At 37.5% G+C, this 16,195-nt stretch carries 18 protein-coding genes; 3 read left to right on the forward strand and 15 right to left on the reverse strand.

The window, feature by feature from the left end:
• Nucleotides 1–17: 17 nt before the first annotated feature.
• The 8 genes from PEDSA_RS19825 to PEDSA_RS06395 form a co-directional block, all read right to left on the reverse strand.
• Nucleotides 18–1,211 (reverse strand): restriction endonuclease subunit S, encoded by a 1,194-nt coding sequence (locus tag PEDSA_RS19825; protein ID WP_013632344.1) that lies wholly within the window; start codon nucleotides 1,209–1,211, stop codon nucleotides 18–20.
• Nucleotides 1,201–2,760, reverse strand: a complete 1,560-nt coding sequence (locus tag PEDSA_RS06365; protein WP_013632345.1) for a type I restriction-modification system subunit M — start codon at nucleotides 2,758–2,760, stop codon at nucleotides 1,201–1,203. Before PEDSA_RS06365 ends, PEDSA_RS19825 begins: the two co-directional genes overlap by 11 nt.
• A 170-nt stretch (nucleotides 2,761–2,930) precedes the next feature.
• Nucleotides 2,931–3,566 carry a hypothetical protein gene (locus PEDSA_RS06370; protein WP_013632346.1) on the reverse strand — a complete coding sequence of 212 codons (636 nt, stop codon included), beginning with the start codon at nucleotides 3,564–3,566 and terminating at the stop codon, nucleotides 2,931–2,933.
• A gap of 331 nt (nucleotides 3,567–3,897) precedes the next feature.
• Nucleotides 3,898–4,377, reverse strand: coding sequence for a hypothetical protein (locus PEDSA_RS06375; protein ID WP_013632347.1), 480 nt, complete (start codon nucleotides 4,375–4,377; stop codon nucleotides 3,898–3,900).
• Nucleotides 4,374–4,925: a CHAP domain-containing protein gene (locus tag PEDSA_RS06380; protein WP_013632348.1), complete on the reverse strand. Its 552-nt coding sequence runs from the start codon at nucleotides 4,923–4,925 to the stop codon at nucleotides 4,374–4,376. The genes PEDSA_RS06375 and PEDSA_RS06380 overlap by 4 nt, the downstream gene beginning before the upstream one ends.
• 12 nt (nucleotides 4,926–4,937) lie before the next feature.
• Entirely contained in the window at nucleotides 4,938–5,129 is a 192-nt protein-coding gene (locus tag PEDSA_RS06385; RefSeq protein ID WP_041536990.1) for a hypothetical protein, read from the reverse strand.
• Between the two features lie 217 nt (nucleotides 5,130–5,346).
• Nucleotides 5,347–5,997 (reverse strand): DUF6266 family protein, encoded by a 651-nt coding sequence (locus tag PEDSA_RS06390; protein WP_013632349.1) that lies wholly within the window; start codon nucleotides 5,995–5,997, stop codon nucleotides 5,347–5,349.
• A gap of 570 nt (nucleotides 5,998–6,567) precedes the next feature.
• The gene (locus tag PEDSA_RS06395) at nucleotides 6,568–6,864 is read right to left on the reverse strand and encodes a hypothetical protein (protein WP_013632350.1); all 297 of its coding nucleotides are present in this window, start codon (nucleotides 6,862–6,864) and stop codon (nucleotides 6,568–6,570) included.
• Between the two features lie 119 nt (nucleotides 6,865–6,983).
• On the opposite strand from PEDSA_RS06395, the gene PEDSA_RS06400 reads away from it, so the two are divergent.
• The gene (locus tag PEDSA_RS06400) at nucleotides 6,984–7,559 is read left to right on the forward strand and encodes a Crp/Fnr family transcriptional regulator (RefSeq protein ID WP_013632351.1); all 576 of its coding nucleotides are present in this window, start codon (nucleotides 6,984–6,986) and stop codon (nucleotides 7,557–7,559) included.
• 206 nt (nucleotides 7,560–7,765) lie between these two features.
• Here PEDSA_RS06400 and PEDSA_RS06405 read toward each other — a convergent pair whose 3' ends face one another.
• Both PEDSA_RS06405 and PEDSA_RS06410 read right to left on the reverse strand, forming a co-directional pair.
• Nucleotides 7,766–7,972 carry a hypothetical protein gene (locus tag PEDSA_RS06405; RefSeq protein WP_013632352.1) on the reverse strand — a complete coding sequence of 69 codons (207 nt, stop codon included), beginning with the start codon at nucleotides 7,970–7,972 and terminating at the stop codon, nucleotides 7,766–7,768.
• 81 nt (nucleotides 7,973–8,053) lie between these two features.
• Nucleotides 8,054–8,632 carry a hypothetical protein gene (locus tag PEDSA_RS06410; protein ID WP_013632353.1) on the reverse strand — a complete coding sequence of 193 codons (579 nt, stop codon included), beginning with the start codon at nucleotides 8,630–8,632 and terminating at the stop codon, nucleotides 8,054–8,056.
• A 133-nt stretch (nucleotides 8,633–8,765) separates the two neighbouring features.
• Between PEDSA_RS06410 and PEDSA_RS06415 the strand changes: the two genes are divergently transcribed.
• The gene (locus PEDSA_RS06415) at nucleotides 8,766–9,071 is read left to right on the forward strand and encodes a hypothetical protein (protein ID WP_013632354.1); all 306 of its coding nucleotides are present in this window, start codon (nucleotides 8,766–8,768) and stop codon (nucleotides 9,069–9,071) included.
• 234 nt (nucleotides 9,072–9,305) lie between these two features.
• Here the strand turns inward: PEDSA_RS06415 and PEDSA_RS06420 are convergent, their stop codons facing one another.
• The 5 genes from PEDSA_RS06420 to PEDSA_RS06440 all read right to left on the reverse strand — a co-directional run bounded on the left by PEDSA_RS06420 (nucleotide 9,306) and on the right by PEDSA_RS06440 (nucleotide 13,032).
• Complete coding sequence (locus PEDSA_RS06420; RefSeq protein WP_013632355.1) at nucleotides 9,306–10,265, reverse strand: wax synthase family protein; 960 nt, start codon at nucleotides 10,263–10,265, stop codon at nucleotides 9,306–9,308.
• Entirely contained in the window at nucleotides 10,265–10,693 is a 429-nt protein-coding gene (locus PEDSA_RS06425; RefSeq protein WP_013632356.1) for a hypothetical protein, read from the reverse strand. Before PEDSA_RS06425 ends, PEDSA_RS06420 begins: the two co-directional genes overlap by 1 nt.
• A gap of 14 nt (nucleotides 10,694–10,707) precedes the next feature.
• Entirely contained in the window at nucleotides 10,708–11,634 is a 927-nt protein-coding gene (locus tag PEDSA_RS06430; RefSeq protein WP_013632357.1) for a TIGR01777 family oxidoreductase, read from the reverse strand.
• Nucleotides 11,631–12,458 carry a DCC1-like thiol-disulfide oxidoreductase family protein gene (locus tag PEDSA_RS06435; protein WP_013632358.1) on the reverse strand — a complete coding sequence of 276 codons (828 nt, stop codon included), beginning with the start codon at nucleotides 12,456–12,458 and terminating at the stop codon, nucleotides 11,631–11,633. Before PEDSA_RS06435 ends, PEDSA_RS06430 begins: the two co-directional genes overlap by 4 nt.
• A gap of 67 nt (nucleotides 12,459–12,525) precedes the next feature.
• Nucleotides 12,526–13,032, reverse strand: a complete 507-nt coding sequence (locus PEDSA_RS06440) for a GbsR/MarR family transcriptional regulator (RefSeq protein WP_013632359.1) — start codon at nucleotides 13,030–13,032, stop codon at nucleotides 12,526–12,528.
• Between the two features lie 2,884 nt (nucleotides 13,033–15,916).
• On the opposite strand from PEDSA_RS06440, the gene PEDSA_RS06465 reads away from it, so the two are divergent.
• Nucleotides 15,917–16,171: a hypothetical protein gene (locus tag PEDSA_RS06465; RefSeq protein ID WP_148233511.1), complete on the forward strand. Its 255-nt coding sequence runs from the start codon at nucleotides 15,917–15,919 to the stop codon at nucleotides 16,169–16,171.
• Nucleotides 16,172–16,195 lie beyond the last annotated feature (24 nt).

Consider the following 16,195-nt stretch of genomic DNA (forward strand, 5'->3'; position numbering starts at 1 on the left):
AGTCTATTGTACTTAGTTTACCCCTCCAACCTAGTCAATCGGTTTAACAAAAACGATTGTAGTTGAGTAAGTTTTTGGTTTTGTATAGTCTTTGATATTTTAACTCGGCTTACCAATTCAATATCTTTAGAAAACGTTGCTAAAATCTCTTTTTTAGGAAGTAATATTTTATATTCTAAAATCCAATCTTTATCTCCTCGTGGCATTTTTGTTCCTTTTGCTCCTTGCATTACGTAATCAAAGAATTGATCATTAAAAAGAATATTTAATGCAAAAAACTGGTATACAATTTCTTTTGATCTAATACATAAAACATCATTTGAACATCCACCTTTTTTATTTGCAAACCAGATTTTTTTAAGATAAGGTCGAATATTTGAAATTAATATATCTCCTTTTTCAAAAACAGTTACATTATTTCCTTCTGGTACATTTGAAATAAATTCTACACCTTTTTTTTCAGGTAACATACTTTCGGTTGAAATATAATTATCCGTTGTAAGATTTTTTAAAGCAATTTTAGTATCTGAGTAATAAATAATATCTTCTAACTTTCCAACCTCCCAACCCTCAGGAATTTCCTTTTCTAGTTCTTCGTTAAAAACCATTATTCCGCCAGAAGATTTATAAGGTTCTCCGTTTTCATTCGGAAACTCAAAATCTACAAACCATTGTTTGTATAAGGTTTGCGCAGTCGCTTCTAATTGCTCACAAATTTGCTCGTTGACTTTGATTTTGTTTTCTACTGCTTGGTATTGAGCTACAATTTCACGTTGTTTTTCGATGGAAGGAATGGGTAATTCTACTTCACATAGATCCTCCCAATCAAAGGCTTCTCGCGTACTACCATGTGAATGATAACGAGCATAACGATCAAACTCTGGTCTAGAAAACCACATCATTAAATATTCAGGTAATAATAGATTGGTATCAATAACCTCAAATACAATATAAATTTGAGAAACTAAAGCTTTGTCATATTCATCAGCTAAAGCAATCGAGATTTTATCTCCATTTCTGGAAGTAATCGTTCCATAGGCAAATTGTCCTTTTTCAACAATTTTGTAAGCAGACATATCTGTTCCAACCGTATTCGCAATGGAAGGAATCAATTTCTTGGTAATACTTACCCCTAACAATGTTTCAACTTGTAAATCTCGGTTACGGTTATTTACTTGTTGAATGTAATCACCCAACTTTTTATAACTCATAACCTAACGATTTAAACACATTAGCTACTTCTTGTTTCAATGCTTCTTCTTGTTGAAACAAATCTTTCAATTCCGTTTGTAAACTTTGCATTTGCGTATCGTAATCTAAATTTTCATCACGGTTCACAAACTCAATGTATTTACTCGGTACTAAAGAATAATCTTTTTTACGGATTTCTTCTACGTTTGCGCTGTAACAATATTCTGCTTCGTTAGTATATTTCGATTCAAAATCTTTCTGTTGCCAATTATGATAGGTTCCTGTAATGTATTCAATATCATTTTCAGAGAACTGAATAAATTTCTTTTCAAAAGGTTCTCCTTTTTGACGTAAATCCATAAACAACACTTCACCTTTACGATTACGGTAGTTCTTTATACCATCGTTAACTTCAACCGTACGTTCTGTTTTGTTACGGTTCAAAATCCAAAGCGTTACCGAAATATCTGTAGAATAAAACATTGCTCTTGGTAAAATCACAATCGCTTCTACCAAGTCGTTTTCTATAATTTGTTTACGGATTTTGTATTCTTCACCACCACCTGAAAGGGCTCCATTGGCTAAGATAAAACCAGCTACACCGTTTTGCGAAAGTTTCGAAATCATGTTCAAAATCCACGCATAGTTGGCATTGGATTTTGGAGGAACTTCGTAACCAGTCCAACGGGTATCGTCAGTCAACTCGTTTTCGGCTCGCCAATCTTTTAAATTGAAGGGAGGATTCGCCATGATGTAATCCGCTTTCAATTCTTTGTGCTGGTCATCAGCAAAAGTATCGGCAGCTTTGTTTCCTAAATTGGCAGAAATACCACGGATAGCCAGGTTCATTTTAGCCAGTTTAAAGGTGGTATTGGTCAATTCTTGTCCGTAAATAGAAATGTCTTTTTTATTGCCCTGATGTTTTTCAATAAATTTTAACGATTGTACAAACATACCACCCGAACCACAGGAAGGGTCATAGATTTTACCTTTGTAAGGTTCTATCATCTCAGCAATCAGGTTCACAATGGACTTCGGCGTATAGAATTCACCTTTCCCTTTTCCTTCGGCTATGGCAAATTTGCTTAAGAAATATTCGTACACACGTCCCACAATATCTTGCGCTTCATCACGTAGGGTATCAATGTTATTGATGGTATCCAATAAAGCCGAAAACTTGGATTGGTCTAAGCCCAAACGGGAGAAATAATTATCTGGCAAAGCACCTTCCAACGATTTATTGGTGCGCTCTATGGTTTTTAAGGCTGAATCTACTTTCAGCGTGATATCCTCTTGTTTGGCGTTTTCGATAATATACGTCCAACGTGATTCCACAGGCAAATAGAAAACATTTTCTGCCTGATAGAATTCCGGAATTTCCAGAAAAGCATTTTGTCCTTCTTTAATGAGTTCTTCTCTACGTCTGATGAATTTATCACTTGCAAACTTTAAGAAAATTAAACTCAATACTACATGCTTATATTCTGAAGGCTCTACCGAACCCCTTAATTTATTTGCCGAATCCCACAGTATCTCTTCTGTTGATTTTGTTTGTACTTTTTTTGCCATAAATCTATTACCCCATCCAACCTTTGTATAAAATTATAAGCTTACAAAAGCATTTGAAGCGAATGTTTTTCTTGAAAATTAAAAGGGTAAATCTAAGAATTATAAATCCTAGTCATAAGACAATAGATCAGCAAGTTTTCAACAATTAGCAAGGAAGAGGAAGTATCCATTTAGCTCAATGGATTATCATAGTGGTATTTCACTTTTTTTAGTACATTTTTTGTTTCCTCAAACGCATTATCCAGTTCAACATCTTCAAAAATTTTAAGCTCAAACTGCCCGGTATGAATATTAAATATGCCTACCTCCACTTTATCTACTTCGCACTGGTAATATCTTTCTGCCAGATACATTTGAAAAAGAGGATATTTCAATTGATTGTACCAAGGCAATGTATTCTCTTCTATAGAAAAGGCTATATTTCTAGTATCATTAGAACATAGAATCGGAGATCTTCCTCCTAAAAAGGCATCAGGAAGTACCTTCCAATTTATCAGGGTATAATTATTATCCAATCCAAAACCGTTCTCATCCATAAACTTTGTATAAGCAAGAAAAGCGTCACAATATTTCACAGCCCTTCTTTCGTTATCAGCATTGGCAACAAAGCTCAATTTAAAAGCATCGCTTAAAAGTGCGTGAAGTTTCTCAATTTCTATATCTTCATGATGAAATCGCCCTATATAATTAGAAAATGTACCTTTAAAAGAACCGTTATTTCCAAATCCAGATTTTTTGCCTAATTCAGCAGCTACTGATTTAGGATCAAATCTCGCATTCTCTAGTTTTGTAACACTTAATTTCATAGTCTACTTTAGATTTTAACTATAAATATAGTAAATACAACAATTATATAAATCAATAATAAACAACAACTTAACAATTAACATTATTTCAAAAAAAATCCAACAACATCTATTTAAGTAGGCAATGCAGGTACATGTATATTACTTAAAGGAAACATATATCTCCATTACCTAAAAAGGTTGTCAAAAAATAACATTATGCAGAACTATGTCTCAAAAATCCTCAAACTTTTACTCTTGAATAAAGTAATGACCTTTTGTAAGATGCATAAAAGATCTTCACTAAATTCATGATAACTATCCGGATTTTTGAGACAAATTCAATAACTAGCTATCCTCGCCTCTCCACCCACCACCACCACCCCAAAACAAATATCACCAGCACACCACCCACAATCCATTTAAAACCAAAGCTCCACTTATCCCGACTAACCTCCTTTTGTTCACTCTGCTTCAACTCCATCGAAACGTGGCGATCCTTCCTTACTACCCTTTGTTCCCTCTGATCCATCATTTTTTCCCTCTGCCTGTTCTGCTTCAATTTAGAAATCACCAACTGACCACCATCCAAACGTAGCCCGGAATCCGGATGCCACTGGAAGGGCTGTTGTGAGATAATGGAGACCTGGTAAAGCGCTGCATTAACATGATCCCATTCATGGGTTGTCTCTGACAATGCACTACTATCCTGTAGGTTCGTCTGCACATGTAAAGCCAGAGAATCTTTGCTGATAGATTTATGCCGGGAAGAGTTACGAGCGTTACAAGCCAATACTAACAGAATAACAACGCTATAGATAGTTGTTTTCATAAGCTGGCCTCCTTTCCTACCCAGTCGGCATAACTGTAAATAGTTTTCTTATGCCTTCTTTTACGGTATACGCCGTCGCCTTCCCAAGAGCCATTATTATTAGTATTACCTTCAATGGTAATCAGCCAATCGCCATCTACCCGTTCCACCAGTCCAACATGAGCTACCCTTTTAAGCTCAGGAAAGTAGATGCCAAAAACCACAGCCCTTTGTGGCTGCTTCACATTTACAGCGTTATTAAACATGGCCGGAGACCATGCCGTACGTGGTTGCGCAAAGCCAGCTTTCTGGAACACCCAGCTTACGAAAGCTGCACACCAGGGCGCTTCTTGTTTTAAGCCTACAGCTTTAAGGTATTCTGCTATCCTTTTACCATCGTTGTTGCCAGTAAGCTCCCGTACGCCAATTTCATTACGGGCCAGCTGGACAATCCGGTTTCTACTTTGCAGATCGGCCGACGGATTCTTTAACAGATTGCTATGAGACAGGCTATAGCTGTGAACAGCAATAAGGCAAAGGATGCCCAGTAAAGCTTGAATTGTTGCCATACCGAAAGTAATTTAATTTGTGAAACCATAGTTTGAATATCCGGAAGCCCCAGCATGTCCAGGAAATGCTCCATCAACCACCAGCACAGCGCTAGGAGCAGCATGAATACGATAATTGCCAGGATAATCAGATACCAGATACCCATATCTACCAGTCCAATGGTACTGTCTACACGGTAAATCCAGAAAGGTGCGCTCCACCATAATAGCAAGAGCATGCTGAAAAACAGCAAAGCCGCATAGGGCTTAAAAGAATATTGAAAAAGTTTTAAAGTACTCATGATTATGAAATTTTTATGGAATAATTAAAACAAAAGCTCCCTCTAACAGAGGTAATCTCACTTGCAGAGGGAGCTGTTTAAGCTGTACCGGAAGATTTTTCAACCAATCATCCCGGCAACAGCTATCACTTGGTTAACCTTTAGGAAGCAATCAGCGCTTTGCCTACATACTCGCTATTAGATACCTTTTTTCCGTCTCTGGAGATAAAGGCCACGTAGACCTCCACTTCATCGCCCGAAAAGTTAAGCGGCACCACCACATCCTGACTTTCCGAACCACGGGTAACACCTCCTCTCTGGAAGATATAACGCGCCTTGGCCGGATTATACACCAGAAACATCAGTTTATCATCCGTGTGTGCATTTTCTTCATGGCTGGTATTGTCTGTCCAGCTAATGGTTAAACTTCCGGCTGCTGATGACTCTGCTAGAGGATCCATAGCCGGAGCTACAGGTCCCACGCTGATAAGCAATTTGGTATAGTCTAGCTCATAATCCGGAAAAGTACCTGTGATGGCATTTTTCATGGTGTACTGCACCGCCAAATTATAACCGCTTACCCTTTGTTTCGCATAATTACCAAAGCCTGTATTGACCAGGACACTGATAGGTTTATTGAAGTTTACCGCCAGCGCAAATTTTAAATGCTGGCTCATTTGACTTTCTGTAGGCGCCTTGCCCGATTTTCTTGGAAGACTGCGCATATAATCTATGCCTTTCCAATGACTGCCTATAACTGTTCCGACCTTGCCGGAAAAGTTTCCGAGTATTCCTCGACTATAACGTCCCATTTTTTTGACTTTTAAAAATTAATAATTAGACCAAATGGCTGCTGCTGATACCGGTATATTTGCTTGCCACATAACAAACATAACGTGTTGATTTACAGAGAACAACAGCATGACTAGTATTGAAGGAATTTGATTGATATTGGTTGATATTGAAGGTTTTTCCTTCGCTGATTTTACTGTTCAGGCCGAAATTACCGGGACAGGTCATCAGCAAGGCATGTACTGGTACGCCGTTTTATCTTCGTTTTTCCTTCACTTTTCTTAGTGTTTTCCTTCGTTCCGTAAGAGAAACGTAAGACAAGCGTAAGAGGAACGTAAGACAAGCGTAAGAGAAACGTAGGAGAAGCGTAAGAAAAACGTAAGCCTTGCAAGGGAGATGGTACGGAGGAGTGAAGGAGAAATGTAAGAGAAACGTAAGAAAACCGAAGGCCCTCGATTAACTGTTAGACATGTTCTGTAAACTGTGTTGGAAGTACTCTATTGGGCAGCTTTACGCTTTTAGCCTTTGGTCTTCAGTGGTTTAAATTCCAGCACCGTCTCTGGAAAAGAACGATGCCGGAAATTTAACATTCAGAGATCTTTGTCGAATTTTTGCTCTACGGCATAAATGTCCGATAACAGATAGAACTTACCTCCTAATGCCCGGGGAACCAGGATTCCTTTCTGTTTGTAACGCAATAAGGTGCTATCGCTGATACCCAATAGCTTTTTTACCCGGGTTGCGTCAACGACATGGTCTTTATCCAAAGCGTTGAGCTGGTTTTCCTTTGCTTTTAGTTCCATCATTTTTTTCAATAACTCAGCGATTTGTTGCATTTCACTCTTAATCACTGGTAGCTCTTGTAAAAGGTGTAAAATTTCAATCATACGTAGTGTTATTTTTTAAAAATTTAAAATTATTATGCATTAAGAAATAAATCGTAAGTTTATAACTCCAATTTAACTTTGTTAGATTAAAAATTAATTAACCGAAATCAAATAATGTTATGGAAAAAGATTCGCTCTTAGAATATCTGGATGAAGTGCATCCGCTATCGGAAGATTTGAAAATATTTTTAGGCAACCGCCTGCGTTTTTTAACTATTTCAAAGAATGATTTTTTGTACAGACAAGGGGAAATTCTGCAAACTGTTTACTTTGTTATAGAGGGACTTTTAGTTAGACAAACACGTATAGAAGAACGTGAGCAGATTACAGCTTTCTATAAAGAAAAGGATTTCCTGATAGAGCATCATAGCTTCCATTTACATCAAAAAGTGCGTTATACGGTGTTTGCAGAGGAAAATACCCGTCTGCTGTGCTTGCATTACAGAGATGTCATGAGTATGTACCAGCTGTATCCGGAGTCGAATTATATTGCCCGCTTTTTTCTGGAACACTACCATTGTCTGAAAGATCAGCATACTTCTTTACTCCTTTACCTTAACCGTTCTATGCGTTATGCTAAATTTAAAGAACTGATGCCCTGGGCATTATGTCGTTTGAAATTGGGACAGATTGCCTCTTATCTGAACATGGCTCCAGAAACACTTAGCCGGGTCAGAAACGCAGCTATGCCTTGATTTAAATCAATAATTTTTTGGTGGGCAACAATAAAATTTTGCGTCGGTTATGAAAATTTTTCTTTGACAGGTTCAGTTTGAATCTGGTCTTTCATTATTTTGTCGCAGGTAAATATTAATATGAAAAATTATCGGCAACATTTAACACGAGTAGCTTGAATTTTCAACTCAACCTGCTTAGCTCATCTATTTACCATAGTACACTACTAAATTGGAGAAAATAGTGATTTTAAAATAAAAGCTATACCAATTATTATACATATAATAATTGTCCCCCAACCGTGAACATACAAAGGCAATATTGGTCCATTCCAATTGGTATGCTCCGAAGCAGGTCCCCCTTTAATTCCCCGATAAATTAAATAAGCCACTAATAAGAAGCCAACACCTATAAAAAAATATTTCCAGTTCATTTAAGATAAAGAATTTAAAATTCGAATATGTGGCTAGTCAAAAGATTCCTATTCTAATTTATCAATTGAAACTTCTTATATTTATAATTTAAAAGATATAGTCCCTTCTTCATTAACCATTTCGGTATCATATCCCAAAGAATTATAGGTCCGCTTAAATTTCAGTTTAGAAATATCTAAGCCGTCTTCCAATTGAATTCCCTTTGCTGCACTTTTTAATACATCATACTGCAAAGGCATCTCGCCCCACTCTAGCGTATAGGAATATGCATCCAATATCGTATTATTTTGATTGGCCTTGATGATTAATATATCATGAAATGTTTTAACTGAGTCTCCTTCCTCTCCAGGAAAAGTCAGGTTCTCACCTTTGAAAGTGGCAATAAATTGGTAATAATTGTACTTTCCCTGTTCAGGTTCAAAGATTGAAATTAGATTCTTTGTCACTACCGCACTTTTTATATGGGCATCTATATTATTAAGTTGTTTGTAGTTGAAATCGGCATTTATCAAATGTTTCTTTAGCACAAATTTCCTGGACTCATGCAAACCAGTAACTGCTGTATCTATCTTATCGGACTCAAAAATGGTTTTTGTTGTTGCCCTATTCCTGCAATTTGTAAATAAGAGGATGGCAAAAAGTATGGTATACCTTATCATATTTCGATGTTTTTACCCTTCATTCAATTTAATAATCAAAAAAAGATTATTGCTTATTGCAAGTTAAAAGAATATTGGAATTTTAGGCGGAATTTGGTTACATTAGAGTTATTTCGAATTATATTCAACAGCGATGTTCCCCACCGATATAGAATTTACAACCTTATATGTTATATATTTTATAGGCTTTGTTTTTACTATATACCTCATTTTAAAAAGTAGAAGAACCAATAAAATCAGGTTAGTATTGATAACGGCAAGCAGCCTGGCATTAAATGCAAGTTTGTTTTATAATCCCGAAAATTTCAAATATGGTGGTTCTTTAGTTATTCTGTTCTACTCGGTAATTATTTTCTTACTCACCATAACTGCTGTAACTGTAAATCAGCTTTATCCGCACATTAAACGGAGCAATAAACACCACCGGACAGATGAGTAGTTCAGCAAATGGGGCATGTGGATAAGGAAATACGCAAGGTCGATAATTCGCATGCCAAAATTTGAGATTCAAAAAGGTAAATAAAAGTTCTGTAAGCGTATTAATGGCAATAGCTATTAACGCAAAGATCCTTCGACTCTCCCGAAGCCAATTCGGGACAGGCTGCTCAGAATGACGATGTTGAGAGTTTGTATAATACAAACTAACACAGAACCAAGAACACCAGCACAAGCATTATAAACACACCCTTGCAACAGGAAGTATTATGGATTCTATAAATTCCTTATGAAAAAGTAAGGGTACAGGAGCAACAAGACATGAAAATGTCCATAGTCTTGCCGTTACAGCATTCTGTAAAAAAACGAATCTGTTTTTAATCAGTTCTTTTTCAATTATCACCAAAAGTCCCTGAATTACAAAGTACAAAAATGGTAAGCCTAAACCAGCTTTCACCGGGACACTTATTGCCAGTTCGTGAAGCAAACCAGAAAATAAAAAAGCAAGGACCAATGCAAAAGAATTTCCGGTTTTATCTCTTAAAGGCCTGAATACTGCTATCGATGTCATTTCACTAAAAGCCAGATTCCAGCGTTTGCTCCAAAATTCATTCAGGCTTTTAGATTTCAGGGGAGAGCGAAATAAAGAATAAGTACCTACTCCAAAGAATCTCCAGACGCCTGCATTGATACTTAATATTCCAAAATGTAAGATCAGGCTGAAAGCGATCAATAAAATGGCTGCTATAGGTATATATAATAAATCAGGCCGAAGTGGCAATAAGGTTAATATATGCGCTAAGGCGATTAATATTACTCCAGACAATATACTAACAAGACCGGATTGAATTTTAGGCCAGGCACCCGCTAATGGCTTTCCTCCTAACGTTTCAAAGATCTGCGCCCGCATTCCAAACCATCCCACAAAAAACAAGGTCCAGTTTATAAACGGAAGCGTGAGTACTTTCCCTTTGTAACTCTCTGTGGTAGTGATAATTTTCATGCCTGAAAAAGCAATACCAATTAAAGCCAGCATTCTTAAAATTGCATTTTCATCTGCAAACATCAAGCAGGTGACACATATGCCGGAAATAAAAACTATCCAGCTCGTAACTATACATCCATTCCTTACCACCCAATAACCCAGAGGGATAAATATGATATTCAACACTATAAAACAGAATATGTGCTGCTCCATCAATAAAAGTGTTGATAATTATAATAGAATGCCCAACTATAAACTGTAGCAAGGAAGAAGAAAAGGAGTACGAAAACGATCTCCCCTAACTTATTCCATATTCCCGGTGGAAAAGCCGTTCTGTCAAAATAAAAAAACTGTATGGCTACTCTTGATATCCAATAAATCGCAATAAAACCACAGACGATACAGGCTAAAAAAGAACCATTGGTTAGGTCTTCAAATGCTAAAATAGATAATATACCAAAGCATAAATTAATAACGAGAATATAAGCGGCATAAGTCCAGAACATTTGTTTAATTAAGGTTTGAACTTTATCTAATTCAACTGTCCATTGCAATATTCTGGGGATTAGCAAACTGCCGAACACCAATATAATCTGTGCAAACCCGGCAAAATATATTGCCTTTTGAATAATAGATAACATGGCTCGCCCTCCTTTTAATTTTTAATACTTAAAAGATCTTTAATAGCGTAATCGGCTTTAGAAAAAAGGAAATTATAACCACTATCCAGAAGTTTTTGGGGTATAACCCATCGACTTTTTAAGATCAATTCAGTTTCTGTTCCAATTACCATTGCACCAATCTCCAGCAGCCATGCAGGAGCTGGCAAACCTATCGACACGCCATACGCTTTCCGGATCATGCGCATGAAATCGGTATTTTGTACCGGAGCAGGCGCTGTACAATTTATGATACCTTGCAGCGCTTCATGATCGATCAGCCATTCTGTACATTTTGCTGCGTCTTGTTCGTGTATCCAGGAAATATACTGCTCACCCTCGCCCTGTTTACCTCCTAAACCAAATCGCACCAGATTCAGTAAACGTGGGAAAGCAGCATCAGTTCTTCCTAAAACAATTCCCATTCTTAATGCTATTTTTCTGGTTAATGGTGTATCTGTATTGAAAAAAGTCTTTTCCCATTTTTTACATACATCAACTGAGAAACCGTAACCAATATCTCCATTATATTCGTCCTGAGGTCTGTCTTCTGCATGTCTGTATATCGTTGCAGAAGTAATGTTAATCCAAAGCCTTGGCGGATTTTGCATTTGTCCGATTACCTCTCCCAAAAGCTTGGTAGGAACAACTCTGGATGCTATAATCTCTTCCCTGTTCTTTTGGGTATACCTGCAATTGACATTTTTACCACAAAGATTTATAAGTACATCAGCTCCTTCCAAGCTGCTAATCCACTCGCCTTTTGTACTTCCATTCCAAACTATGGTTTCTATATTTTCTTCTTTTGCCTTAGCTTTTCTGCTTAGGATGATTACTTCCCGGGCCAGGTCCTTATAATATTTTGCGAATACTGTTCCCAGATAACCATTACCTCCGGCAAGTACTATTTTATTATATTTCATATCAGTTGGTTAAAAATGAATAACAGAACCAAAACACGGTACAATATCCAGGTCGCCGTTGGAAGCCATCCTAGCTGCAATATTTTACACCGGCGCATATGTTCCAATAGCATCAACCCTACAATTCCCATGAACCATAGCATATAAAAAATTGGTGCTATACTAACGAACTGTGCTATAAGCAATGCGGGAAGTAAAAGAAGAGCTCCCACAAAAGAAATAGTCATCATATTTCCCAAATAAGCCCAAAATTTATTGCTGTCGATACCGTTGATTACAAAACCCTGAAAAATTAGCTGTATTCCGCAAATCAGATATTCCCTATATGTCCCCCCTTTAGGCAATAGTTCGTTTAACAATGGCACATAAGCCGTAAGTATTGCCGCGGTAAGTATCCAGGTCACCAACAGATATGCTACCCTATATTTTAATTTAAAAGCGGGCTGCAATTGATAGGCGTTTGCTTCGACAGCAGCGGGTACAATAACCCGTCGATTAAATGAAATGAAAGCATAACATTTTTTCATTATCCAAACAAAAGGTTTAAATGTAAACAGCCCTTTAAAGAAAGGATAGGAAGTAGCAAATACCTTAAAAAGGCTTTCAACCCCATAAGTTACCTCTCCTGTTTCCTGGTTGATCAATGCTATTTCATTGACTGCCCGCTGTCGGTCCAGCATGGGACACATTTGTTCTGAAACATCCTGATAAGCCGTTCTTCCATCCTTGTCCAGCATACCACTATCTACAAATGTTTGTGTATACAGACGACACATGGGGCATTCCGCATCAAAAAGGATAAGATGATTTTTAAGCGTTTTCATGATATATTACATTTATTAATTATTGAATTTTCAGAAAAAACTGAAAATTTAAAACAAAAAAAATATTCTATTTGAATATTTTAAAAATTGAGCCCCAAAACCAGTTCTCTTCTGCTTTTAACATAGTATCTAATGTCTTGTCAACATTTTTCGCCAACTTATTGATATCGGTAACAGATTTATTAAATACCTTATATTCTGGATTATTCTTATCTCCTTCTACTTTGGATAATTCATCCAGAATCTTCAATACCGGATCGAGTTCTCTTTTCCTGCGCTCTTTGGCAACCTGGCGGGCAATATTCCAGGTATCTTTATCTGCATAAAAGTATTCCTTTCGCTCTCCTGCTTTATGCTGTTTTTCTACCAATCCCCATCCCATCAGGTCTCTTAGCGTCATGTTGGCATTCCCTCTGGAGATACTTAAGGTTTCCATAATCTCTTCAGTAGTTAAAGCCTCAGGCGATATCAGCAATAAGGCATGGACCTGCGCCATGGTTCGGTTTATCCCCCACTCTGAGCCTAGTTTGCCCCATGCTTCGATGAATTTTCTTTTTGCTTCTTCCAGTTCCATGAAGCAAACATAATTAATATTATTAAACTTTCAAAAAATACTGAAAATTAAATAACAAGCAAATTAGTATGGATCGCCATATCGCGGGTCAGGACAGGCATCCAATCATAAAAGTAAAATAACACTCTATTTGTGGAATTCATTCCCTACAGTCAGAATGACGAGGATAGTGAAATTAACCTACAAACCATCCTCAGGAACATCCTATGGCATTATAAGATTTGGATAGCCTGTCCCGACTTTACGAAGTGAAATCAGATCAACTATTGATGATGGAAGTCTTTGAGAATAAGAAAAAACTGTAGTAAAGGTATTAACACAGAGATCCCTGCCGGCCGACACAAGTGCACAGCTAAAACAGGCGTCGAGTACCTCAGGATGACGCATTGGAGGTTAGGATACTACAACTTAACCTCAAAACATTCCTAAGAACGCTCTATGGCATTATAAGATTTGGAAGCATAATCGGATAAATCTTTATGCATAAACAATAAAACAGCATAAGCAAGCAATCCAATGTGTTGTAAAAAGCGTCACTAAGCAATAACATTCACACATATCCGGATTGCGCCAATTAAAGATTTATCCAGATGGAGCGACAAAGATTATACGCCACGGCTCTTTGGTTCTTTCCAGCTGAAGGGAAAGAACTTGGCCCGTCTGGCTAAGAAGACGGAAAGCATTGAGCAGGGGAAGAAAAAAGTAATTGCAATAATATCGATGACAGGAGTCATTAATACAAAGCCCCCTGCCGATACGAGACAGGTTAAGGTAATGTTTCAGTGCAACGCATTGAAGATTAGTATATTATATGTTAATTTCAAAACATTCCTAAGAACGTTCTATGGCATTATAAGATTTGGATAGACTGTCCCGACTTTACGTCGGGGGCATAATACTACTAGGCCTATCTGGCTATGAGGCGGACTGCCATTCATTCTTCGCATAGGCATTCTACTAATATTATTGTCGCTGATATTCTTTTTTCTTTTTTGAAAAAGAAACAAAAACATTTTCTTTTTATGGCCTTAGCTCTATCCTCACGCTCAGGGAAAAATGACATCGCACCAACTTTCCTTTGCCACTCTGCTTTTTCAAAATAATCTACCCAATTGAGCAAAGAAAAGAGGCTCGGTTATGCTATCCGTTCCCCGGTGCAACCATTTTTACAACGAACATTGCAAACCTCCACTTTCTTCGATAGTACAGCCAGTGGCATTATATGATTTGGAGACCTTGTCCCGACTTTACGTCGGGGTAAAATCAGATAAATCTTTGTGCACAAACAATAAATAAGTAAACCCTAAGCAATCCAATGTGCTGTATAAAGCAACATAAAGTATCAACGGACACACATATCCGGATTGCGCTAATGAAAGATTTATCCAGATGGAGCGACAAAGATTATACGCCTTGATTTTTTTGGTCCCTTTTTGTATTAAGACAAAAAGGACTAGGCCTGTCTGGCCAAGAAGACGGAAAGCCCTGAGCTTAAGAAAATATTAATATAATAACCCTGCGATACGATACAGAGCTAATGCAGGCGGGCTTCGATTGCCAGGTGACCTATTTAAGGTTAGGATACTATAACTTAACCTCAAAACATTCCTAAGAACGCTCTATGGCATTATAAGATTTGGATAGCCTGTCCCGACTTTTCGTCGGGGGCATAATACTATATCGAAAAAAAGGACTAGGCCTATCTGGCTATTGAGGAGGACTGCCATTCACTCTTCGCATGGGCATTCTACTAATATTATTGTCGCTGATATTCTTTTTTCTTTTTTGAAAAAGAAACAAAAACGTTTTCTTTTTATGGCCTTAGCTCTATCCTCACGCTCAGGGAAAAATGTCATCGCACCAACTTTCCTTTGCCACTCTGCTTTTTCAAAATAATCTACTCGATGAGCAAAGAAAAGAGGCTCGGTTATACTATCCGTTCCCCGGTGCAACCATTTTTACAACGAACATTGCAAACTTACACTTTCTTTGATAGTACGGCCAGTGGCATGATAAGATTTGGAAGCATAATCGGATAAATCTTTGTGCACAAACAATAAATAAGTAAACCCCAAGCAATCCAATGTGCTGTATAAAGCAACATAAAGTATCAACGGACACACATATCCGGATTGCGCTAATTAAGATTTATCCAGATGGAGCGACAAAGATTATACGCCTTGATTTATTCATTAGATTTTTATTTCTTTTTATCGGGATTCATGAACTCGTTTACTCGTTTTTTTGGTCCCTTTTTGTATCAAGACAAAAAGGACTAGGCCAGCCGCCGGCTATGAGGCGGAGCAACTTTCATTCTTCGTATAGGCATTCTACTAATATTATTGTCGCTGATATTCTTTTTTCTTTTTTGAAAAAGAAACAAAAACATTTTCTTTTTATGGCCTTAGCTCTATCCTCACGCTCAGGGAAAAATGACATCGCACCAACTTTCCTTTGCTATTCTGCTTTTTGAAAAGAATCTATCAAATTGAGCAAAGAAAAGAGGCTCGGTTATGCTATCCGTTCCCCGGTGCAACCATTTTTACAACGAACATTGCAAACCTCCACTTTCTTCGATAGTACAGCCAGTGGCATTATATGTCCCGACTTTACGTCAGGGGCATAATACTATATCGAAAAAAAGGACTAGGCCAGCCGCCGGCTATGAGGCGGACTGCCATTCATTCTTCGCATAGGCATTCTACTAATACTATTGTCGCTGATATTCTTTTTTCTTTTTTGAAAAAGAAAAAAAAACATTTTCTTTTTATGGCCTTGGCTCTATCCTCACGCTCAGGGAAAAATGACATCGCACCAACTTTCCTTTGCCACTCTGCTTTTTCAAAAGAATCTACCCAATTGAGCAAAGAAAAGAGACTCGGTTATGCTATCCGTTCCCCGGTGCAACCATTTTTACAACGAACATTGCAAACCTCCACTTTCTTCGATAGTACAGCCAGTGGCATTATATGATTTGGAAGCCGGAGGTAGGTTTGGATCTTTCCAGCTAAAGGGAAATGCTTCCGCATTCTTGAAGCACATTATAGAAAACATCAAATACCTTCTAAAAAAACTAGGCCTGTCCGGCTCCCGAAGAGAGTTCGGGACAGGTTCTGAGGACGGAAAGCCCGAAGCGTAGTAGAAGATGAGGGAAAGATTATAT

The organism is Pseudopedobacter saltans DSM 12145, from assembly GCF_000190735.1.
In the GTDB taxonomy this organism is placed as follows: Bacteria; Bacteroidota; Bacteroidia; order Sphingobacteriales; family Sphingobacteriaceae; genus Pseudopedobacter; species Pseudopedobacter saltans.